At 57.2% G+C, this 22627-nt stretch carries 21 protein-coding genes; 10 read left to right on the forward strand and 11 right to left on the reverse strand.

Going from position 1 to position 22627, the window contains the following annotated elements; translation table 11 throughout:
• Positions 1 to 149 precede the first annotated feature (149 nt).
• Both ACIPY9_RS20640 and ACIPY9_RS20645 read left to right on the forward strand, forming a co-directional pair.
• Positions 150 to 3623, forward strand: a complete 3474-nt coding sequence (locus tag ACIPY9_RS20640; protein WP_400705706.1) for a NahK/ErcS family hybrid sensor histidine kinase/response regulator — start codon at positions 150 to 152, stop codon at positions 3621 to 3623.
• A 251-nt stretch (positions 3624 to 3874) separates the two neighbouring features.
• Positions 3875 to 5500, forward strand: a complete 1626-nt coding sequence (locus tag ACIPY9_RS20645; RefSeq protein ID WP_400705709.1) for a methyl-accepting chemotaxis protein — start codon at positions 3875 to 3877, stop codon at positions 5498 to 5500.
• A 66-nt stretch (positions 5501 to 5566) separates the two neighbouring features.
• On the opposite strand, the gene ACIPY9_RS20650 is transcribed toward ACIPY9_RS20645, so the two are convergent.
• Positions 5567 to 6502: an aspartyl/asparaginyl beta-hydroxylase domain-containing protein gene (locus tag ACIPY9_RS20650; RefSeq protein WP_400705712.1), complete on the reverse strand. Its 936-nt coding sequence runs from the start codon at positions 6500 to 6502 to the stop codon at positions 5567 to 5569.
• Between the two features lie 167 nt (positions 6503 to 6669).
• Positions 6670 to 7644: a cysteine synthase A gene (gene cysK / locus ACIPY9_RS20655; RefSeq protein ID WP_400705715.1), complete on the reverse strand. Its 975-nt coding sequence runs from the start codon at positions 7642 to 7644 to the stop codon at positions 6670 to 6672.
• Between the two features lie 126 nt (positions 7645 to 7770).
• Here cysK and ACIPY9_RS20660 point away from each other — a divergent pair, with 126 nt between their 5' ends.
• The 5 genes from ACIPY9_RS20660 (at position 7771) to ACIPY9_RS20680 (ending at position 13049) form a co-directional block, all read left to right on the forward strand.
• A complete protein-coding gene (locus ACIPY9_RS20660; RefSeq protein ID WP_400705718.1) occupies positions 7771 to 8841 on the forward strand; it encodes a DUF748 domain-containing protein in 1071 nt (356 codons plus the stop codon).
• 160 nt (positions 8842 to 9001) lie between these two features.
• Positions 9002 to 9847, forward strand: a complete 846-nt coding sequence (locus ACIPY9_RS20665) for an AAA family ATPase (protein WP_400705721.1) — start codon at positions 9002 to 9004, stop codon at positions 9845 to 9847.
• A 39-nt stretch (positions 9848 to 9886) separates the two neighbouring features.
• A complete protein-coding gene (locus tag ACIPY9_RS20670; protein WP_400705724.1) occupies positions 9887 to 11065 on the forward strand; it encodes a VWA domain-containing protein in 1179 nt (392 codons plus the stop codon).
• Positions 11066 to 11250: 185 nt separating this feature from the next.
• The gene (locus ACIPY9_RS20675; RefSeq protein WP_400705727.1) at positions 11251 to 11970 is read left to right on the forward strand and encodes a WbqC family protein; all 720 of its coding nucleotides are present in this window, start codon (positions 11251 to 11253) and stop codon (positions 11968 to 11970) included.
• 215 nt (positions 11971 to 12185) lie between these two features.
• Entirely contained in the window at positions 12186 to 13049 is an 864-nt protein-coding gene (locus tag ACIPY9_RS20680) for a hypothetical protein (protein ID WP_400705730.1), read from the forward strand.
• A gap of 58 nt (positions 13050 to 13107) precedes the next feature.
• On the opposite strand, the gene ACIPY9_RS20685 is transcribed toward ACIPY9_RS20680, so the two are convergent.
• The 4 genes from ACIPY9_RS20685 to ACIPY9_RS20700 all read right to left on the reverse strand — a co-directional run bounded on the left by ACIPY9_RS20685 (position 13108) and on the right by ACIPY9_RS20700 (position 15813).
• Positions 13108 to 13692: a hypothetical protein gene (locus ACIPY9_RS20685; protein ID WP_400705733.1), complete on the reverse strand. Its 585-nt coding sequence runs from the start codon at positions 13690 to 13692 to the stop codon at positions 13108 to 13110.
• 258 nt (positions 13693 to 13950) lie between these two features.
• Entirely contained in the window at positions 13951 to 14475 is a 525-nt protein-coding gene (locus tag ACIPY9_RS20690; protein WP_400705736.1) for a DUF2937 family protein, read from the reverse strand.
• 30 nt (positions 14476 to 14505) lie between these two features.
• Positions 14506 to 15291, reverse strand: a complete 786-nt coding sequence (locus tag ACIPY9_RS20695; RefSeq protein WP_400705739.1) for a class II glutamine amidotransferase — start codon at positions 15289 to 15291, stop codon at positions 14506 to 14508.
• Between the two features lie 51 nt (positions 15292 to 15342).
• Positions 15343 to 15813 carry an MFS transporter gene (locus tag ACIPY9_RS20700; protein WP_400705742.1) on the reverse strand — a complete coding sequence of 157 codons (471 nt, stop codon included), beginning with the start codon at positions 15811 to 15813 and terminating at the stop codon, positions 15343 to 15345.
• 134 nt (positions 15814 to 15947) lie between these two features.
• On the opposite strand from ACIPY9_RS20700, the gene ACIPY9_RS20705 reads away from it, so the two are divergent.
• From ACIPY9_RS20705 to ACIPY9_RS20715, 3 genes are all read left to right on the forward strand, one after another.
• Positions 15948 to 18005 (forward strand): S9 family peptidase, encoded by a 2058-nt coding sequence (locus ACIPY9_RS20705; protein ID WP_400705745.1) that lies wholly within the window; start codon positions 15948 to 15950, stop codon positions 18003 to 18005.
• An 85-nt stretch (positions 18006 to 18090) separates the two neighbouring features.
• Positions 18091 to 18567: a cyclic nucleotide-binding domain-containing protein gene (locus ACIPY9_RS20710; protein ID WP_400705748.1), complete on the forward strand. Its 477-nt coding sequence runs from the start codon at positions 18091 to 18093 to the stop codon at positions 18565 to 18567.
• A gap of 68 nt (positions 18568 to 18635) precedes the next feature.
• On the forward strand, positions 18636 to 19010 hold the full coding sequence (locus ACIPY9_RS20715; protein WP_400705751.1) for a YajD family HNH nuclease: 375 nt from the start codon (positions 18636 to 18638) through the stop codon (positions 19008 to 19010).
• A gap of 211 nt (positions 19011 to 19221) precedes the next feature.
• Here the strand turns inward: ACIPY9_RS20715 and ACIPY9_RS20720 are convergent, their stop codons facing one another.
• The 5 genes from ACIPY9_RS20720 to ACIPY9_RS20740 form a co-directional block, all read right to left on the reverse strand.
• Entirely contained in the window at positions 19222 to 19413 is a 192-nt protein-coding gene (locus ACIPY9_RS20720; protein WP_400705754.1) for a hypothetical protein, read from the reverse strand.
• 284 nt (positions 19414 to 19697) lie between these two features.
• Positions 19698 to 19880 (reverse strand): hypothetical protein, encoded by a 183-nt coding sequence (locus tag ACIPY9_RS20725; protein ID WP_400705757.1) that lies wholly within the window; start codon positions 19878 to 19880, stop codon positions 19698 to 19700.
• Between the two features lie 183 nt (positions 19881 to 20063).
• Entirely contained in the window at positions 20064 to 21236 is a 1173-nt protein-coding gene (locus ACIPY9_RS20730; protein WP_400705760.1) for a lactonase family protein, read from the reverse strand.
• A 93-nt stretch (positions 21237 to 21329) separates the two neighbouring features.
• Positions 21330 to 21614, reverse strand: coding sequence for a DUF5629 family protein (locus ACIPY9_RS20735; RefSeq protein WP_400705763.1), 285 nt, complete (start codon positions 21612 to 21614; stop codon positions 21330 to 21332).
• Between the two features lie 136 nt (positions 21615 to 21750).
• Complete coding sequence (locus tag ACIPY9_RS20740) at positions 21751 to 22287, reverse strand: hypothetical protein (protein ID WP_400705766.1); 537 nt, start codon at positions 22285 to 22287, stop codon at positions 21751 to 21753.
• Positions 22288 to 22627: the final 340 nt, after the last annotated feature.

Raw genomic sequence — 22627 nt, forward strand, 5'->3', positions numbered from 1 at the left:
ACATTGAAGACATAACATTTCCGGATGTCGAGAGCCGTGCCCCCTCATCTCAAGGATGCGACATATCACCACGCTCGACCTTGGTCGAAACAGACGAACGACCGCCATCGTGCGAGACTGCCGACTATCCACGCATTCTGGAAACTCATATGTCGTTGTCCAGCGGGCTGATTGCGGCCGTTGCCCTGACCTACATGGCCATCATGTTTGCCATCGCCTTCTATGGCGACCGGCACAGCGCCTCCCTGCGCCCGACGGTGCGGGCGTGGGTCTATAGCCTTTCGCTGGCTGTTTACTGCACCAGCTGGACATTCTTTGGCGCGGTCGGTCAGGCTGCCGAGCAGTTGTGGTCGTTCCTGCCGATCTATCTGGGGCCTATCGTCCTGATGCTGCTGGCACCCTGGGTGCTGCAAAAGATGGTGTTGATCAGCAAGCAGGAAAACATCACCTCCATCGCTGACTTCATTGCCGCGCGTTACGGCAAGTCGCAACCACTGGCGATCATGGTGGCGCTGATCTGCCTGATTGGCATGCTGCCTTACATTGCCTTGCAGCTCAAAGGCATCGTGCTGGGGGTCGATATCCTGATCGGTGCGGGTGCCGACTCCACCGGGACCGGCGGCCAGGACACTGCGCTGGTGGTGTCGCTGATTCTGGCCCTGTTCACCATCGTGTTCGGTGCCCGCAACCTGGATGTCACCGAACACCATCGCGGCATGGTGCTGGCGATCGCCTTTGAGGCGTTGGTGAAATTGCTGGCGTTCATGGCCGTCGGCGTGTTCGTCACCTTCGGGCTGTACAACGGCTTCGATGACCTGTTCAGCCAGGCACGGCTCGCACCGCGCCTTGAAGAATACTGGCAGGAAACCATCAACTGGCCCGCCATGATTGTGCAGACCGGCGTCGCAATGATGGCGATTGTCTGCCTGCCCCGGCAGTTTCATGTCACGGTCGTGGAAAACATCGAGCCTCAGGACTTGCGCCTGGCCAAGTGGGTATTCCCGGCCTATCTGGCCCTGGCGGCCCTGTTCGTGGTGCCCATCGCCCTCGCCGGGCAAATGATGCTGCCCGACTCGATGCTGCCCGACTCGTTCGTCATCAGTCTGCCGCTGGCCCACGCTCATCCATCCCTGGCGCTGCTGGCGTTCATCGGGGGCGCGTCGGCTGCCACCGGCATGGTGATCGTCGCCAGTGTTGCGCTGTCGACCATGATCTCCAACGACATGCTGTTGCCCTGGCTGCTACGGCGCAAGAATGCCGAGCGCCCGTTCGAGGCATTTCGCTACTGGATGCTGTCGGTACGCCGCATCAGCATCGTGATGATTCTGCTGCTGGCCTATGTCAGCTACCGTATGCTCGGCTCCACCGCGAGCCTGGCCACCATCGGGCAGATCGCCTTTGCCGCCATCACCCAACTGGCCCCGGCCATGTTTGGCGCGCTGTACTGGAAACAGGCCAACCGCCGCGGTGTATTCGCCGGGCTGGCAGCCGGGATCTTCATCTGGTTCTACACCCTGGTGCTGCCCGTCGTGGCCCACGGCATGGACTGGTCGCTGGATAATTTCCCCCTGCTGAACTGGCTGCACAGCAACCCGTTCAACCTGCCCATCACGCCCATGACCCAGAGTGTGGTGCTGTCGATGGTCGGCAACTGCACGCTGTTCGTCTGGGCCTCGATGCTGTCGCGTACCCGAGTGTCTGAGCATTGGCAGGCGAGCCGCTTCATTGGCCAGGAAACCCATGTGCGCCCCGGCAGCCGTCCATTGCTGGCCGTGCAGGTCGAGGACCTGCTGAGCCTTTCATCACGCTTCGTGGGTGAAGAGCGCGCCCGGCAGAGCTTCGTGCGTTTTGCCTATCGTCAGGGCAAGGAGTTCAACCCGAACCAGAACGCCAACGGTGAATGGATCGCCCATACCGAACGGCTGCTGGCCGGGGTCCTGGGGACGTCGTCGGCCAGGGCCGTGGTCAAGGCTGCCATCGAAGGCCGGGACATGCAGCTCGAAGACGTCGTGCGCATCGCCGACGAGGCGTCCGAAGTCCTGCAGTTCAACCGGGCTCTGTTGCAAGGTGCCATCGAGAACATCACCCAGGGCATCAGCGTGGTCGATCAGTCCCTCAGGCTGGTGGCCTGGAACCACCGTTATCTGGAACTGTTCAACTACCCCGAAGGGCTTATCGGTGTCGGACGCCCCATTGCCGACATCATTCGCTACAACGCCGAGCGCGGCCTGTGCGGCCCGGGCGAAGCTGAAGTTCACGTTGCCCGCCGTCTGCACTGGATGCGTCAGGGTCGGGCGCATACGTCCGAACGCCTGTTTCCCAATGGACGGGTGATCGAACTGATCGGCAATCCGATGCCGGGCGGTGGTTTCGTCATGAGTTTCACGGACATCACGGCCTTCCGCGACGCCGAACAGGCCCTCAAGGGCGTCAATGAAAGCCTTGAGCAACGGGTCGCCGAACGGACCCACGAGCTGTCGCAACTGAACCAGGCCTTGACCGAGGCCAAAGGTACGGCCGAAGCGGCCAGTGCCTCGAAGACCCGTTTCCTGGCGGCGGTCAGTCACGACCTGATGCAGCCGCTGAATGCCGCCCGGCTGTTCTCCGCAGCGCTGTCCCATCAGGAAGAAGGCATTTCCAGCGAGGCCCAACAGTTGATCCAGCACCTGGACAGCTCCCTGCGTTCGGCCGAGGACCTGATCAGCGACCTGCTGGATATTTCGCGCCTGGAAAACGGCAAGGTCACACCGGACCGGCAACCCTTTGCCCTCAATGCCCTGTTCGACACCCTGGGCGCAGAGTTCAAGGCGCTGGCCCAGGAGCGCGGCCTGAAGTTCCGGGTAAAAGGTAGCGAACTGCGGATCGACAGCGACATCAAGCTGCTGCGCCGTATCCTGCAGAACTTCCTGACCAATGCCTTCCGCTACGCCAAAGGCCCGATATTGCTGGGCGTCAGGCGTCATGGCGATCATCTGAGTCTGGAAGTCTGGGACCGTGGCCCCGGCATTCCCGAAGATAAACAGCGAGTGATTTTCGAGGAATTCAAACGCCTGGACAGCCACCAGACCCACGCTGCCAAAGGCCTGGGGCTGGGGCTGGCGATTGCCGACGGTCTGTGCAAGGTGCTCAATCACCCGCTTCAGGTCCGCTCATGGCCCGGCAAGGGCAGCCAGTTCAGCGTCACGGTCCCTCTGGCCCAGCCGCTGACACTCAAGCCCAGCGCTCCGGTCGAACCCAGCCGTTTTGTCATGAACGGTACTCAGGTGCTGTGCGTCGACAATGAAGACAGCATCCTGATCGGCATGGACAGCCTGCTGTCACGCTGGGGCTGCCAGGTCTGGACTGCACGCAACCGTGAAGAGTGCGAAAGCCTGCTCGACAGCGGCGTTCGCCCGGAACTGGCGTTGGTGGATTACCACCTGGACGAAGGCGAGATCGGTACCGAACTGATGGCCTGGCTGCGTACCCGACTGGGCCAGCCTGTGCCAGGCGTGTTGATCAGCGCCGATGGCCGCCCGGAACTGATTGCCCAGGTGCATGCCGCCGGACTCGATTACCTGCCGAAACCGGTCAAGCCTGCGGCATTGCGGGCGCTGTTGAGCCGGCATGTGAGTTTGAGCTGACCAGACCGTCAGCAGCGTGCCCGGCATCCACGGGCACGCCCCTTCCCCCCTCGGGTTTTCCCGCTGCAATACGTCACGTTCCAGTGCCCGAGTGCACAACCTTGCCCTGCGTCAATAAGACCGCGCCAATAAATCATCATTTATGGCCTTGGGCCATGACTCCTCTATAAGATGGTAGCTCAAAGACATTACCCAACCCTCCCCCACCTACAACAACAACCCGGGAGTATCTAGGCACCAAGGAGCAGTCAATGTTTATCAGAAACATGCGTATAGGGATCAGAGCCTGCCTGGGCTTTGGATTGGTAGCCGCCTTACTGGCATTCGTAGGCGTCTTCTGCCTCGGAAAGATGTCCGTACTGCGTTCCAGCGCGGAGGTCATCGAGCAATCCTGGATGCCCAACATCGAAAACATGCACGACGTCGGAGCCAACATCGATTCCGTCCGCATGGAAGCCTTGCGACTGATCGCCATTCCGGAAGCGTCCAGCCAGTCGCGCAGCAAGAAAGTCATCGCCGAGGCTCGAACCGAGCTGTTCAAGCGCCTGCAAGACCAGAAAGCCAAAACGACCGATGCCCGGGAAGCCAAGCTGCTGAACGATCTCGAACAATCAGCGACTCGCTATCTGACCCTGCTGGACAAGATCATTGTCTTGATAGACTCCCAGCACTTCGACGACGCCAGAGTCGCCCTCACCGAACAACTCACACCAGAAGGCCGCATACTCGACGGGCATCTGGAAGCCATGATCGGCTTCAGCCAGCAAGGGGCCGATCAGGCCGCCAACGAAGCCGCCGAGCTCTACAACTCCACGCAGAATATCGTGGGCCTGATCATTGTCCTGGCCTTGCTGGGTACCGTGCTGCTGGCATGGCTGCTGACACGCAGCATCGTCAAACCGATCAACGAAGCACTGGGCGTGGCGCAGATCATTGCCCAGGGCAACCTGCGTACGCCGATCAGCCATGAGGGCGTGGATGAGCCGGCACAACTGCTGACCGCGCTGTCGATCATGCAGGACAACCTGCGCTCGACCATCCAGAGCATCAGCGAATCCTCGTCGCAGCTGGCTTCGGCAGCCGAAGAGATGAGTTCGGTCATGGAGCAGAGCACACGCGGCCTTCAGGCGCAGAATGACGAGATTGAACTGGCCGCGGCGGCCGTGACGCAGATGAGCGCTGCCGTCGACGAAGTGGCCAGCAACGCTGTGTCGACCTCGGAAGCGTCCAGAGCCTCGGATGCCGACAGCCAGCATGGCCATCGTCAGGTTACCGAGACCATCGAGTCGATCGAAGGGCTGGTCAGCGAAGTGCTGGGGGCCTCGGAACAGGCACAAGACCTGGCCTCTCAGGCCCAGGACATCGCCAAGGTACTGGAAGTCATCCGGGGTGTTGCCGGGCAGACCAACCTGCTGGCGCTCAATGCCGCCATCGAAGCCGCACGGGCCGGAGAGGCTGGCCGGGGCTTTGCCGTCGTGGCCGATGAAGTGCGCTCGCTGGCCCAGCGTACCCAGGACTCGACGCAGGAAATCGAGCTGATGATCAACAATATTCAGAACGGCACCAACCAGACAGTCGATGCCATGCAGAACAGTGCAGAACAGGCCGGTCAGACCCTCAAGCGTGCCAGCAGCGCAGGCGAGGCCCTTGAAAAGATCACGGCCGCCATTTCGGAGATCAATCAGCGCAATCTGGTCATCGCCAGTGCCGCCGAACAGCAATCGCTGGTCGCCCGGGAAGTGGACCGCAGTCTGGTCAGCATTCGCGATCTGTCCACACAGACTGCCGCCGGTGCGACCCAGACGTCGGCCGCCAGCCAGGAGCTGTCACGCCTGGCCATCGGCCTCAATGGGTTAGTCGCGCGTTTCGCGTTGTAAGATGTTTTTCGCGGATGAATCCGCTCCCACACGGATCTGTGTGGGAGCGGATTCATCCGCGAAAAATCAAAACAGCCAGTTCCACAGCAGAACCGCCACGATCACCGCCAGCACCGGGCGCATGACCCGATAGGCTTTGGGGTTGCGGCGCTTGAACTGCTTGACCTTGCCGCTGAAGCTGTCGCTGAAGCGTTTGCTGTACGCATACGCCCTGTTGATCCCGCCCACACGCTCATCGTCCAGGTTCTGCGGCGCGGTGGCCCGTCCCAGAAAGGCGCTCACGCTGCGATTGATACGGGTCATGAAAGGGTTGGAGAGCGGGCGCTCGACGTCGCAGAACAGGATAACGCGCGTTGTCGGGGTTTCGTTCTTGACCCAATGCACGTAGGTCTCATCGAACATCACGTCTTCGCCATCACGCCACGAATATTCCTTGCCATCGACAAAGATCCGGCAAGCGTCGGAGTTCGGGGTGGACAGCCCCAGGTGATAACGCAGGGAACCGGCAAACGGATCGCGATGCGGGTTGAGATGACTGTCACCCGGCAACAGGGCGAACATCGCGCCTTTGACATTGGGAATGCTGTTGACCAGCTCAACGGTTTTCGGGCACAGGGCTTCGGCAGACGGCAGCGCCTTGTCGTACCATTTCAGGTAGAACCGCTTCCAGCCTTTCTTGAAGAAAGAGCCGAAACCGGCATCGTTGTTCTTCTCGGCAGCACGGATATAGCCTTCATCGAACAGGCGCATGGCCTCATCGCGAATGCCCTCCCAGTTGTCCTTGAGAATATCCAGCTCGGGAAACTGGCTGCGGTCCAGATACGGTTTGGACGGCACGCGGGAAAACAGGTACATCAAGGCGTTATAAGGAGCAAATAGCGCCGAGTGGTTCACGAATTGACGTAACAGCGGCAGCCGCGCCTTGCCACGCAAGTGCACATACAGCGTGCTGCCCAAAAACAGCATCAGGATCGATGCCTTGGCAGCCAGTGAAAAGCTCATGAAACTCTCCTTGTAACAGACGCATGGCTGAACGCTGTCATGTCATGGGTCACTCTTGAACGAAGGTCGAAACCGCCGGATGGTCACCATGGCCATCCGGCTCTTCGACAGCCGAGCATCATAAACACTTGTCGAATCAGTACAAGACAGACAAGTGCAGGATACGTTTACTGCTGCAATTCCTGTTCGGTAAACAGATCGCTGAACAGCATGCTCGACAGATAACGCTCGCCGGAGTCCGGCAGAATCACAACGATGGTCTTGCCCTGCATTTCAGGCTTCTCCGCCAGACGCACGGCAGCCGCCATGGCCGCGCCACAGGAAATGCCGCACAGAATGCCCTCTTCCTGCATCAGCCGCAGTGCCATGGACTTGGCTTCTTCATCGCTGACCAGTTCCACACGATCGACAATCGACAGGTCCAGGTTTCCGGGAATGAAACCGGCGCCAATCCCCTGAATCTTGTGCGGGCTGGGCTTGAGCTCCTCACCGGCCAGAGCCTGGGTGATGATCGGCGACACGTCGGGCTCGACCGCAACAGACAGGATCGGCTTGCCCTGGGTGTTTTTGATGTAGCGCGAAATCCCCGTGATCGTGCCGCCGGTCCCCACTCCCGCCACCAGCACATCGATGGCGCCTTCGGTGTCTTCCCAGATTTCAGGGCCGGTGGTCTTTTCATGGATGGCCGGGTTGGCCGGGTTATCGAACTGAGCCGGCATGAAATAGAGTTCCGGGTTGCTGGCCAGAAGCTCTTCTGCCTTGGCAATGGCACCCTTCATGCCCTTGGCCGGCTCGGTCAGTACCAGTTCAGCGCCCAGCGCCTTGAGCACCTTGCGTCGCTCGATGCTCATGGAAGCCGGCATGGTCAGGATCAGCTTGTAACCACGGGCAGCCGCCACGAACGCCAGGCCGATCCCCGTGTTACCCGAAGTCGGCTCGACAATGGTCATGCCGGGCTTGAGCCTGCCGCTGCTTTCCGCGTCCCAGACCATGTTGGCGCCAATCCGACACTTCACCGAATACCCCGGATTGCGCCCTTCGATCTTGGCCAGAATCGTTACACCCCGAGGAGCGATGCGGTTGATCTGCACCAGAGGCGTATTGCCGATTGAATGGGCGTTATCTGCATATATGCGGCTCATGATCGTGTCCTTGTACGCATGCGTTAAAAACTCAAAGCCTATGCTTACAGCCAGTGCGCGTCCAGTTGCAGCGAACGGATGCAAGCCTGGGGAGTCAACCGTTCAACACATCCAGAGGCTCAGGTCATGAAAACCCGCTACCGCTGGCCACTATGGATACTGGCGACTCTTGTCGTGCTGCTGATCGCCCTCCATGCCGCCCTGCCCTATATGGTGCGGCACTACCTCAACGACAGACTCGCGGACATGGGTGACTACCGCGGCCAGATCAGCGACGTGGACATCGCCCTGTGGCGCGGTGCCTACAGGATCAACGGACTGAATATCGTCAAGGTGGACGGCAAGGTTCCGGTGCCGTTCGTCAAGGTGCCGGTCATCGACCTCGCCGTGAGCTGGCATGCCCTCTGGTACAACCATGCCGTAGTGGCCAGGATGGTGTTCATCGAACCGGAACTGAACTTCGTCGATGGCGGCAAGGACAAGCAGGCGTCACAGACCGGTCAGGGCACAGACTGGCGCACGCAACTGAACAAGCTGCTGCCCATCACCCTCGACGAAGTCCGTATCGAGAATGCACGCATCACCTTCAACAACTTCACTTCCAGCCCCAAGGTCAGGATCGAGGCCGACCGGGTCAATGCCAGCCTTTATAACCTGACCAACGTGGTCGATGTCGAAGGCCGGCGCGACGCCCGCTTTGAAGGCAAGGGCCGGATGCTGGGCAGTGCGACCGTGGAAAGCAGTGCCACTTTCGACCCGATGAGTGACTTCCAGGATTTCGACTTTCGCCTGCGGGCCACAGGTATCTACCTGCGACGGCTCAATGACTTTGCCTCGGCCTATGGCAAGTTCGACTTCAATGCCGGCAACGGCGATCTGGTGATCGAAGCTCAGGCCACCAATGGCCAGCTCAGTGGCTATATCAAGCCGCTGCTGCGCAATGTCGATGTCTTCAACTGGCAACAGGATGTGGAAAACCAGAACAAGGGATTCTTTCGTTCGATCTGGGAAGCACTGGTGGGCGGCAGTGAAACGCTCCTGAAAAACCAGCGGGAAAACCAGTTCGCGACCCGCGTAGAACTCAGCGGCAGCGTTCGACAGCAGGACATCAGCGGCTTCCAGGCCTTTCTGCAAGTGCTGCGCAATGCGTTTGTCCAGGCGTTCAATACACGCTATGAAAGCAACGAAAGCTCCTGAACACGGCTCGACCCTGTGAGCGCAGATCCTTCATTCAATGACTGAATGAGGCATCTGCGTTCACAGTCGGCAGGCCTGCACGCTATAGTCATCACCTTCTTTATGCCCATTGAGCCGCGCCAGCCATTCATGCGCGCGCGTCACGTCAGAGGATTCACCGATGAAGTTCGAAGGCACTCCTGCATACGTCGCCACCGACGACCTCAAGCTGGCGGTCAATGCCGCCATCACTCTGGAGCGGCCGCTGCTGGTCAAGGGAGAACCGGGCACAGGCAAGACCATGCTGGCCGAGCAACTGGCCGAATCCTTCGGTGCCCGCCTGATTACCTGGCACATCAAATCCACCACCAAGGCCCATCAGGGGCTGTATGAATACGATGCGGTCAGCCGCCTGCGGGACTCGCAACTGGGCGTCGATAAAGTCCACGACGTGCGCAACTACCTGAAGAAGGGCAAGCTTTGGGAAGCCTTCGAGTCCGAAGAGCGCGTGATTCTGCTGATCGATGAAATCGACAAGGCCGACATCGAGTTCCCCAACGACCTGCTGCAAGAACTCGACAAGATGGAGTTCTACGTTTACGAAATCGACGAAACCATCAAGGCGAAACAGCGCCCGATCATCATCATTACCTCCAACAACGAGAAAGAACTGCCGGATGCCTTCCTGCGCCGCTGCTTCTTTCACTACATCGCCTTTCCGGACCGCAACACCCTGCAAAAGATCGTCGATGTGCATTACCCCAACATCAAGCAGGATCTGGTCAGCGAAGCGCTGGATGTCTTTTTCGACGTCCGCAAGGTACCGGGTCTGAAGAAAAAGCCTTCGACCTCCGAACTGGTGGACTGGTTGAAGCTGCTGATGGCCGACAACATCAGCGAGGCCGTGCTGCGCGAACGCGATCCGACCAAGGCCATTCCGCCGCTGGCGGGCGCACTGGTCAAGAATGAGCAGGATGTGCAGTTGCTTGAACGCCTGGCGTTCATGAGCCGTCGCGGCAGCCGCTGATCCACCTTATCCAACCTGCCACGAGAAAGGGCGACGGCCATGCTGCTCAACCTGTTCAACGAAATGCGTGCGGCGAAGGTACCGGTGTCATTGCGGGAACTGCTGGACCTGATCAACGCACTGAAACAACGGGTCATCTTCGCCGACATCGACGAGTTCTACTTTCTGGCGCGCACGATTCTGGTCAAGGACGAACGCCACTTCGACAAGTTCGACCGGGCATTCGGTGCGTACTTCAATGGCCTGGAAAACCTCGACGATCATTTGCAGGCCCTGATCCCCGAAGACTGGCTGCGCAAGGAGTTCGAGCGCTCGCTGACGGATGAAGAGCGTGCGCAGATCCAGTCGCTGGGCGGTCTGGACAAGCTGATCGAGGAGTTCAAGAAGCGCCTGGAAGAACAGAAGGAACGCCATGCCGGTGGCAACAAATGGATCGGCACCGGCGGAACCAGCCCGTTCGGCTCAGGGGGCTACAACCCCGAAGGCATTCGCATCGGCGAAGCTGGCGAACGAAGGGGCAAGGCGGTCAAGGTCTGGGATCAGCGTGAGTACAAGAACCTCGACGATCAGGTGGAACTGGGCACCCGCAACATCAAGGTGGCCTTGCGCCGCCTGCGCAAGTTCGCCCGCCAGGGTGCGGCCGACGAGCTGGATATCGACGGCACCATCGATCACACCGCTCGCGATGCAGGCCTTCTGAACATCCAGATGCGCCCCGAACGGCGTAATACCATCAAGCTGCTGCTGTTGTTCGATATCGGCGGCTCGATGGATGCTCATGTGAAGGTCTGCGAAGAGTTGTTCTCGGCCTGCAAGACCGAGTTCAAACACATGGAGTATTTCTACTTTCATAACTTCATTTATGAATCGGTCTGGAAGAACAACCTGCGCCGGGGTTCGGAACGCACGTCAACCCAGGACCTGCTGCACAAGTACGGCGCAGACTACAAAGTGATCTTCATCGGCGATGCCGCCATGGCCCCCTATGAAATCACGCAGCCGGGAGGCAGCGTCGAACACTGGAACGAAGAGGCAGGCTATGTGTGGATGCAGCGCTTCATGGCCAAGTTCAAGAAGATCGTCTGGATCAACCCCTATCCCAAGGATGCCTGGGCCTACACTTCCTCCACCCATATCATCCGCGAGTTGATCGAAGACCAGATGTACCCGCTGACCCTGCGCGGCCTGGAAGAAAGCATGCGGTATCTGGCCAAGTAACGCCTCTCTCCTGTCTTCACTGGCCGGTCATCGACCGGCTTGCTGAAGGCGACCGATAGCACTGAACGTTTCCCCTGGCCGACTAGGCTTGCAGTGACTTGTGAATCCCCAACAGCCGTAATCACAACGACTCTGTTGTATTTCTGACTGTGCCTTCGGCCAGACCGAGGTCTTGCGGGCTTCTCATGATCAATACACTGGGCATCATGCAGCCCTACTTCTTCCCCTATCTCGGTTACTTTCAGCTCATTGCCTCGGTGGAACGGGGAATACTCTTCGATACCGTCCAGTACAAACGTAAAAGCTGGATGAATCGCAACCGGGTGCTGGATGACAAGGGCGGCTGGCAATACATCACCGTTCCCGTGAAGGCCGGTGACGGCATCCTGATAGAGAATACCCAGGTCATCGACCCTGCCAGCGCCTTGAAGCGTATTCAGGGTCAGCTTCAGCACTATCGTGCCTGTGCGCCCTTCTTTCAGCAGACCCTGCACTTGCTCGACCAGAGCTTTGAATCGGCTCGCTCGCTCAGTATCGGTGAACTCAATACTCAGGCCCTGAAAGTCATCTGCGAATACCTCGGCATCGCCTTCAACTGGGTCCCCTGCTCCGAAATGAAACTGGAGTTACCCCCCATTACACACGCTGGCCAATGGGCGCTGGAAATCAGCAGCCTGCTGGGTGCCCGACGCTATATCAATGCACCGGGCGGACGTGAAATATTCATCCCCCGAGAATGGGAGAAACGGGGAATAGAACTGCGATTTCTCAAGCCCTCGCCATTCACCTACCCGACAGCTCCTTACCCTTTCATAGAGAACCTTTCGATTCTGGATGTGTTGATGTGGAATGAGCCTGAAGTCATCGTGGATTACATCCGAAAGCATACGGAGTGTGTTGTTTAAACCTCACCCGGTACTTCTTCGTTTATTTCCCAATTCTGGATTGACACTGATTCTCACCAATGATTACGTCCTGACGATCAGTTGATAAACAACTGCCTGACAGACGCTCTCTTCTGTGCGCCTGAATTAATGTTTTCTCAATAAATACAGCCTTACGCGCTGGGCGCCCTGACGCCTCGACGATAACGGCTGCGTACTGTAAAAGGAATTTGAAGATGGATACGTTCTACAGACACATCTTGATTATTGCACTGGCCTTTACCGGCCTTGGCATGAATCCCATAAGCGCGATAGCCGATCCCACTCCACCTGCAACGGATCAGAACGAAACATCGCCACAAATAGTGGAGTTACCTGACAAACTCAACACGATCATTGACAGCCTGACCCATGACTCAGACGTGAAATACTATTCGTTCACGGCCATTCGTGGGCAACGGGTGTTGATTAACCAGATCGACCCGGCAAACGCTCCCTGGTTAATTGAATATAAGGATGGCGACATCTGGAAAACCAAATATGGTGATGAAGCCTATACCACTCCCAATCTTGATGTTGGAAAACAAATACAGCTCAGGGTCTCGAGAAAACCGCAACACAGCATTCCGGAAAATTCACGCTATGAAATCCTGTTTGGTTCGGCACCCCGATTGTCCGATCACCAGGTTACAGGGGATGCAGAACAATTCACGCCCTATTTCGGCAAGCACAGGGCCTATCGAACGCTTGACTGGCAAACCCAGGTCGTCGATTACAAGGGACACCCGCTTGAAGGGGTGAGGGTTACGCTTGAGTTGAATATCAATCAGGATTCAAACTCAAGTTATATCGCATCACAAGGCACAAGTAACAAAAGCGGCTTTATCAGGACATCACTCTCACTGCCTGCATGTCATGGCAGTAAAGCAACCGACCCCTTCTGGATCTGGCAACACGGTTTCAGGACAAAATGGCAACTGACCTACAACCCAGGCAATTGGTTCATGTACCCCAACAGCCATGAAAAAGGAGGTGTAGGCAGCAAAAACGGTGAGAAGGTTTCATTCGTACATATCTGCACTCAAAGAATCATCCGCTGAATAGTATTAAAGAAATGCAATGTGCTAACGGGCATACCGCCCGTTAGCCAACAAGCTATCAATCCGTTTGTTCAGGGGAGAAGTAAAGGGCATAAGGAGCACTTCGTCCTTCCAGAGTAACATCGATAACACTGGCAACCATCCTGGCGTACTCCAGGGCCATATATCTCAGGCTTTCTTTCTCATTCAGCAGTTTCGTAAAAAGGCTCTCCGTCACCTCGCTGGATTTACCAGGTAGAGGCACAGGCTTGAACTCTCCTTTTTCATTGATCGAAAATTTAAGGTCCTGCTCGGAAAACTCCATTCCCGAAGCCTTTAGGGTATCCTTTATTTCATCTACAGCCTCACTGATCCTGCCGTTCAATGACTCGGCATAACTGACCCGTCCATTGATCCTTGCCTGCTCATAAACTTCCCTGAGATTCCACGCCTTGAAATAAAAACCACCATTCTCGGTTTCACCATAACGGCTGATCATATCGGACTCATGATAGATGGCAGCCGGAGGGGGTCTGTTGAATTCAACCTGGCAGGACGCCTCGGTGATTTCGTCCAGCGTGCCTTCACGCTTGGCTTTATCGTAAGCGATCTTCAACGCCTCTCTGTAGGTAAGATGCTGCTCGACGTACAAAGTGATATTCATATACAGCGTCTCTTATGATTGTTGTCGTCCCTTTCTATGACGGCAAACAATCAAAAAATCCGACCTGACACTGATGTATGAAAACACTTATCTCGTTGAATGAATTCAGCTACAACCGTTGTTATTACGCAGTATTAACAGCAACCGAACCCAGTTGTACTTACATACGTTTTACCGAAAATACCAGAAAGCCATCGAGGCAAGGTGAGTCTTCGCGGTTTCAGCCGCGAAGACATTGAAACGTTGCAGGCAAGAAGTTCAGCGCCACTCCCGGTTCAACGCTGGCTTGCGCCGACCGCCTGTAACCACCCATCCCAGCAACAGAAAGAGGCTTTCGATCACCAGCGCCAGCAGCAAGGCCGAAATGATGCCCCAGGCAATGACTTCAGGTGCCAGCAGCACCTGCCAGGTGTAGCCATTGAAGGTTTCGCGGCGGATGTCGGGATCGGCCGAGGTCGCGACGTACCAGGCTCTGGAATACCACGAGCCCTGCAAGCCGAGCCATTGACGCTCAAGGGCGTGGGTACGGGTCAGCAGCGAGCTGATGTTATCGGCGTCGCTGCGAAATACCGGGTCTTCGCTGTTGCGATAGTGCTGGATCAGCGCCTGGATATCACCCTTGAAGAACTGCTGCGCTGTCGCGTTGTAGCCCTTGATGGCCTGTTGCGCTTCGATCAGATGCGCTTCCACCCGCTTGCTGTAATCACTGATGAACCCCGGAGCCTGGACCCCGAACAACAGGCCGGCCGTGAACAAGACCAGTCGCAGATAACTTCGCAGCATTTAGATCCCTCTTGTTGATTTATGCGGGTTTTACAGCGGGGTATCGGTTGATCCTCGGGTGATGCATTCTCCCTTGCGCCACAGTCCCCATTGGCCGGGTTCATAGCGGTTCCAGGTTTCGTTCTCGGTCAAGGCTTCGGTCGCAATGACCGTGACAACATCATGAGGCGTGGTCTCGGCCTGAAAATCGACGATCATGTCGACATCCTTGAGGCGCGCAGGCCCGAACGGTGCTCGGCGGGTGATGTGGACCAGTTTGCTGCTGCAAAAACAGAACAGCCAGTCACCATCGCTGAGCAGGCAATTGAACACGCCCTTTCCCCGGTATTCGGAACAGGCCTGGATCAGGGAGGGTAGCAGCTGCTCGATGTCCACCGGCTCGGGAAAAGCTTCACGAACGCGATTGAGCAGATCACAGAAGGCCGCTTCGCTGTCGGTATCGCCTACAGGCCGGTAGAAAGTGGCCTGCGGGCTGAAGTCCGCCAGTTGGCCATTATGCGCGAAACACCAGTTGCGGCCCCAGAGTTCACGTACGAACGGATGCGTGTTGGACAGGCAGACCTTGCCGACATTGGCCTGTCGAATATGGCCGATGACCACTTCACTCTTGATGGGATAGCGCTGCACCAGCTGGGCGACTTCCGATTCGCTGCTGGCCGCCGGGTCCTGGAACAGACGCAGGCCGCGCCCTTCATAAAAGGCAATGCCCCAGCCATCCCGATGCGGACCGGTACGCCCGCCCCTCTGCATCAGCCCGGTAAAGCTGAAAACGATATCGGTCGGGACATTGGCGCTCATGCCCAGTAATTCACACATGCTCAGGTTCTCGCTTCAATACGTACCGAACGCTTGCCAACGAAGCGGGTTCTACAGACGGGGCTCGACTCGCCCGCGACTCGCAGTACCGGCCGGTGCAGCTGGCCTGCGGCCATAACGATCGTCCCTGGCAAAAGGCTCGTCATCCGCCTCTTCGGGCTCGGCCACCGGTTTTGGCTGGACTGGCTTGCGGTTCCGCTCAATGGGCCAGCGCACCAGCACAAACAGCAGGTAAGCAACAAAGGCGAACATGCCGTACGTGGACAGGTCGATCAGTGCGCTCCACACATTGCTGCCGACCTTGAACAGCAGGTCCAGTGCAGTGACAGCCACGGCAGGTGCGAACAATTCCTTCGCAGGATCAACGATGGTCGGCGTGAACAGAAGCACGGCTCCCACGACACGCAGCGGCTCTTTCAGATAGCGCCACATCCAGCGAGTCATCAGAAACCACACCAGCAGACAGCCCGATGCGGCGAATGCATAGAGGCCCCAGGCGATCAGATAGTCGTTCTCGGTCATGACGTCCGTGGTAAGGCAGGTAATAATGAGGCGCTTATGATAACGACTTTTCACTGGCCCGGCTCGCCCGGCTTCAGTAATCGGTGCCAGCCACCGAGACCTCAATGAACCGATGCCTTTAAAGAGAGCCCAGCATGTCCTTCTCGAATGCCACCTCCAGCGCCCCTGTCGCTCGCAAGGCCGACGGCTCCGATCCCTATGCCTGGCTACAGAATCGCGACAGCGATGAAGTGCTCGATTACCTGAAAGCTGAAAACGACTATCAGGAGCTGCAACTGGCCGATCAGGCTGAATTGCGCGAAACCCTGTTCCAGGAGATCAAGGGCCGGATTCTGGAAACCGATCTGTCACTGCCTTCTCCCTGGGGCCCGTACCTGTATTACACGCGGACCACCGAAGGCGACGAATATGCCCGGCATTATCGCTGCCCGCGCCCGGCGAACGGCTCGAACGATGTCGATGAAAACCATGAAGAACTGCTGCTGGACCCCAACGTACTGGCCAATGGCGGATTCTTCTCACTGGGCACCTTCAGCATCAGCCCGGACCACCAGCGCCTGGCCTACAGCCTGGACACCACGGGCGAAGAGGTCTATCGGCTTTACGTCAAGGAGCTGAGCAACGGTCAGGTCAGCAGCCTGCCGTTCGACGATTGCGACGGCAGCATGACCTGGGCCAACGACAGCCAGACGCTGTTCTTCGGCGAGCTGGACGACACCCATCGCCCGCACAAGCTTTATCGCCATCGGCTGGGCAGCGATTCGGCCGAGCTGGTGTTCAACGAGCCGGACGGGCGCTTCTTCCTGCATTGCTTTCGCAGCAGCTCCGAACGCCAGTTGGTACTGCTGCTCAACAGCAAGACCACCAGCGAAGCCTGGGTGCTGGATGCCGATCATCCCGGCCAGGCCTTTGTCTGCCTGGCCGAACGGGTCGAAGGTCACGAATACTTCCCGGATCATGGCCAGCTCGATGGCGTCTGGAGCTGGTTTATCCGCAGCAATCAGAGCGGTATCAACTTCGCGCTGTATCAGGCGGCCGAAAAAAGCTCCGGCGTCCCCACCCGCGACGATTGGCAGACACTGGTCCCGCACAGCGATTCGGTAATGCTTGAAGGCCTGAGCCTCAATGCCAGCTGCCTGACACTGAGCCTTCGGGAAGGCGGCCTGCCGATCATAGAAGTTCGCCCGCAAGGCCTGCCAGCCTATCGCGTGCAATTGCCGGATGCGGCCTACAGCCTGTATGTACAGGATTCACTGGAGTTCGACAGCGACTGCATTCGCTTGCGTTATCAGTCCCTCAATCGCCCTCCTCAGGTGCGTCAACTGACCCTGGCCACCGGCGCACAGACCGTGCTCAAGGAAACCCCGGTACTCGGCACCTTCGATGCCGATGACTATGTCAGCCAACGTCTGTGGGCCACTGCACCCGATGGCACTCAGGTGCCTATCAGCCTGGTGGTCAAGCGCGAGTTGCTGGGCCAGGCGACACCGCTGTACCTGTATGGCTACGGTGCCTACGGCGAAAGCCTGGACCCGTGGTTTTCCCATGCCCGCCTGAGCCTGCTGAACCGTGGCGTGGCTTTCGCCATTGCCCATGTGCGCGGCGGCGGTGAACTGGGCGAAGCCTGGTACCGCAACGGCAAGCAGGAACACAAGCAGAACACCTTCGATGATTTCATTGCCTGTGCCGAACACCTGATTGCCCAGGGCCTGACCCGCTCCGAACAATTGGTCATCAGTGGCGGCAGCGCCGGTGGCCTGCTGATCGGTGCGGTGCTCAACCAGCGCCCCGAGCTGTTCAAGGCCGCCATTGCCGAAGTGCCGTTCGTGGATGTGCTCAATACCATGCTCGACCCCGAGCTGCCGCTGACCGTCACCGAATACGACGAGTGGGGCAATCCTCAGGAGCCCGAGGTTCATGCGCGCATCAAGGCCTACGCGCCTTACGAGAATGTCAGTGCCCAGGCCTATCCCGCCACACTCGTCATTGCCGGTTACAACGACAGCCGCGTGCAGTATTGGGAAGCCGCCAAATGGGTCGCCCGATTGCGTGCGACCAGGACAGACGACAACCTCCTGCTGCTCAAGACCGAACTGGGTGCCGGGCATGGTGGCATGAGCGGACGCTATCAGGGGCTGCGCGATGTCGCGCTGGAATACGGGTTTATCTTCAAGGTTTTGCAGTTGGACTGAACTTGGCCTGAAAAGTCTGTCTTAGTAGCATCGGGAGCACTGACCTGCTCCCCTGCGACTCATTCAGACAGAACAAGACCGAACCATGTCAGAACAACCGTCACACCTGAACAATGCCATACGCGACATGCTGCTGGACTGCGGCCTGTTCGATACGTTGCTGCCCGCCGATTATCTGACCGTCGCGGGGTATTTCAGCATCAGCGACATCCAGGAAGGCCAGAGTATTTTCAATGAAGGCGATGCCGGTACGTTCATGTGCATCATCGATCGAGGCACGGTTTCGGTACAGAAACTGAACCCCGAAGGCCAGCAGGTGGAAATCGCCACGCTGCGTCGGGGCCGGGCTTTTGGCGAAATGGCCGTACTGGATGGCGAACGCCGTTCGGCCAGTTGCATTGCCGCTTCGGACTGCCAGTTGTTGAATCTGGGGCGCGACTCCCTGGACAAGATGCTTGAAGAGGCACCAAAGATTGCCGCCAAGATCATTCGGGCTCTGGCCGTCTCACTGTCCAAGCGTTTGCGCATGGTGGATGGCCAACTGCTTTCCCAGCAGGTGTGAGTTTCGTCATCTGACGCTAAACTTGTGCGCATCTCCGCTTTCAATGCGCACACGACACAGGTGACACCATGAGCACGGCCAACCCTCCTTCCAACACGTCCAAGCTGGACCGTATCCTGGCCGACGCCCAGCGTGACCGTGAAATGGGTTATCGCGACAAGGCGCTGCGCATGTACCCCCATGTCTGCGGACGTTGCGCTCGCGAGTTCTCGGGCAAGCGCCTGAGCGAACTGACCGTTCACCATCGCGATCACAACCATGACAACAACCCGCAGGACGGTTCCAACTGGGAATTGCTGTGCCTGTATTGCCACGACAACGAGCATTCGCGCTACACGGATCAGCAGTATTTCTCGGACAGCTCCCTCAGCACACCGAAAGCGGCCAAGGCCACCCACAACCCGTTTGCGGCGCTGGCGGGAATGATGAAGAAAGATCAATAACCGCCCTTTCAGGCATGGAGCCGCTATGAAATCGTAGCGGTCCCCTCTGCGAACGCCTGATGCGATCTGGCTATTTCAATGGCATGGGCAATCCCGTGCCTGCACTCGATATTGCGAGCGATCCCTCCGAGAGAGCTCTGCCCTGCTCCCAATAAAGAACCGCCATTGATCAACACGGCAAGCCCGGCGGTTACCCACATTTTTCCACCACTCATGATGCCCGCCTCCGGGAAGCGCCGGCGACCTGCTGAAGCTCGGCCAGTGCAGGCGCACTCGCTTCATAAGTACGGGTTTTAAGCTGAGGGTTCATGCTGGTGATGGTGACCACGGCAATGAAAACGACGTAAAGAGAGATCGCGATATAAGCGCCCTGTTTGATTGAATCAAGAATGGCAGTGGCCATGTTTACAACTCCACAATGTGTTTCATGGCCGACAGGATCGTCGATAAACGGCTTATTTAAAAACGATGACTCTGCATGACAACTATCAGCGCGCTTGATAATGAGCGCATTACACCTCCTCTTGATAACCCCATAAAAAACGCCCCGTTACTTCTTGAGTAACGGGGCGTTTGTCGGAACGCTCAGGCCACAGTAGATGCCTGGTCTGCCACGTAATGGACAGGGGTCGCAAAAACCTGTGTGAGCGTGTGAAAGCGATGGATGATCACTGATCGTTCAAGACTTCACTGCGCAGACTTGTGATCCAGTGCGGCATAGAAGTTGGCACTTTGTTGCAGGTACTTGGGTGTATACGTCTGGGTCGCGTGAGCCTTTTTATCGGTCACTTCAACACTGGCACTGGCCGGAAGAACAACGGATGCCGAAATGGCCGATGCGGCAATGATGGAAAAGATATTGAAGTTCATATCGCTGACCCTCGGTAGTCTTTTATATAAGCACGCTTGGATTCAAGTGGTGGCCGTTCTGGCCGTGACTCAAACTTACGCCCGAGGAAGGTCATTCAAAAATCTTTTATGGCACTAGCTCATATCAATTGGATTAATAATGGCTCCAGCCCACGTAAACCGAGGGCTGGAGCCTTGAGGCGTTCAATCGTCGGTCAGGAAATGCAGATCCGAAGGCGAATCAAGATCGACTCTCTGCACCGTTTCCCCCAGCATTCCGCTTTGCGGATCACGGCGAACCGTCACGATCTGATTGCTTTTCTGATTGGCAAACAGCATGAAATGGCCACTGGGGTCGACACTGAACTCCCGAGGCTCCTTCCCTTCCACCGAACGACGCTGTATTTCCTCGAGCGCCCCGGTGGCCGGGTCGATCCGGAACACCAGTATCTGATTAGCCTCACCACGGTTGGTGACATAGAGGAACCGACCATCAGGTGATGCATGCAGGCCCGCTGCGCCATTGAGCTGCTGCACACCCTGATTTTTCAGGTCGATCAGTTGAGTCTGCCTGAACTCGCCGTCCAGGTAATCGAACACCACGACCTGCGCCGTCATCTCCACAACCAGCCAGGCATGCCTGCCGTCGCGGCTGAACAGGATATGCCGTGGCCCGCTGCCGGCAGGCAACTGGACCGAAGGCGTGCTGGCTGGCTGCAAAGGCCTGTCCTGGCTGCCGTCATAGCGGTACACAAACAGCTTGTCGGCCCCCAGATCCGCAGCCACCACATAATTGCCATCAGGAGTCGGCACCGCCGCATGCACATGGGAGGACATCTGCCGTTCCCGGTTGACCTCGCTGGCACGATTAGGTCCGGCCACCTGTACGACCTCTTGAAGCTTGCCATCCTTGCCAACCGGTACCACCGCCAGAGAACCGCCCGGATCGGGTTGTACCGCATAGTTGGAAACCAGCAGGTATCGGCCGTCAGGGCTCAGGCTCGAATGCGTGGGTTCTTCGCCCTGGCTCCTGACCTGATTGATGAACGTCACCTCATGAGTACCGGGAGCAATGGCAAAACTGCTGACCTTGCCCACCACATCACTCTGCCCCGGTCCGTTCTCATTGACCGCATACAGATAACGGCCATCTCTGGATACGGTCAGCCAGGAAGGGTTTTCAGTCCGGATCACCTGACGCGGCGCGGGGTCGATCTTGCCCGTCTGGCTGTTGAAAGCGAAACGGTAGATGCCTTCACTCTTGCCCTGAGTGTAGGAACCCACCAGCAAATCGATATCGGACATGGTCTGGGCCTGAACGGGGAAAACGCTGATTGCGCTGGCAAGCGCCAGCCACGGCAGAAACGCGGGGGTCATAGAGGCATTCCTTTCTTGTTGAAATTATGGGTGCCGGCTACGCGACAGTCCGATGTATGACACCGCTGTCGCTCAGGTAGTTTTATCGCAGAATCAATCCAGTTCGCCTTCATCCTCATCGCCTGGCGTAAACGCATCGAGGCAGACAATACGGTGATCGGCAGTGCCGTCGTTGATGACCCAGCTTTGCAGGCTTTCATCGAAGGTGGCAGCCTGAATCTGCGCCTGGCTGAAGCGCCATACCTTGCGCTCGCGGCCATCCATGCACTCGATATTCAAGTCATCGGCCAGGGTGAACTCCCAAGCGTGCAGGCCATCGATTTCCAGCATGGTGGTGGCTTGCAGGGCGGCCAGAAGGGTGGTGGGTGTGGTTGTCATGGGGGAAATCATCAGCCTTGGGGAAAAGACGAATGATAGGACAAAAGGGGCATCGGCGGCATCAGAACCACGCCACTCACACAATAAACCACCTTGACTTCAGATACCCCTTGATACGTTCAGGTTTAATACCCCGCTACACCACAGGTGTGATCACACCCTTATCAATCGAAGCGACCTTGTCCATGGGCACTTCAATTTGCTGTTCCGGAGAAGTCATACTGTAAAATGTCGCCAGACGTGTTTGATAGTCCACCAATCCAAGGGTGCCACGCTGAGGTTCTTTAGTACCACAAAAGGCAGCAGGAATTATGAACTCAGTACCTTCTGGGGTAAAAGCGAATATTGACTCGTCACGCAGTTCCAAAGCAACAGCATATTCGTCAAACCAGCGCGTCCCGGTCCAGTAAATAATCCTTTCCGCATTGGCAGGTGGCGCCTTGCCAAAGCGTTTGTCACGCACCTCACGCCGATTGACGCTGGTGATATTATCAACAAGTACAGTATCCACCCTCCCCTTATAGTTTTTATATTCAACCGTAATCGTCCGCTTCGCGGCATCAACCGCTTGCAGCGTACCCTCATACACAATATTGACCTCCCCGGACTTCTCCGTCACCCTGACAGGAGACCCCAGTTTGGTTTTAACAAAACTGTCCATCACCTCATCCATTGTGCCCACTCCTGTGACACCCATACGCCCCTATTATATTAGTTGTGTTTTTTTGCCCTCCCAGACCATCAGGCGGGACCGCTAGACCATTTTCAACTTTAAAGCCCAGTGATTAAGCCCCGATAATTGACTATAAAAACCATGAAGGGTGTTCTGAAAACATACCCCCTTACTATTACTTTAGGTCTTTAAACTTAGAGTCAATATTCAATAAAACGATTAACGTTCTTCAATGCCACTCTCTGTTCAGTCCCCCGAAAAGAAACGAGAAACAAGGGGGAACGGAGCTAATAATTGCGCGATGATGGCGCTCAAATCCAAGGTGTTGAGCGCCTCTTCT

Source organism: Pseudomonas sp. NPDC089734 (assembly GCF_044748865.1).
In the GTDB taxonomy this organism is placed as follows: Bacteria; Pseudomonadota; Gammaproteobacteria; order Pseudomonadales; family Pseudomonadaceae; genus Aquipseudomonas.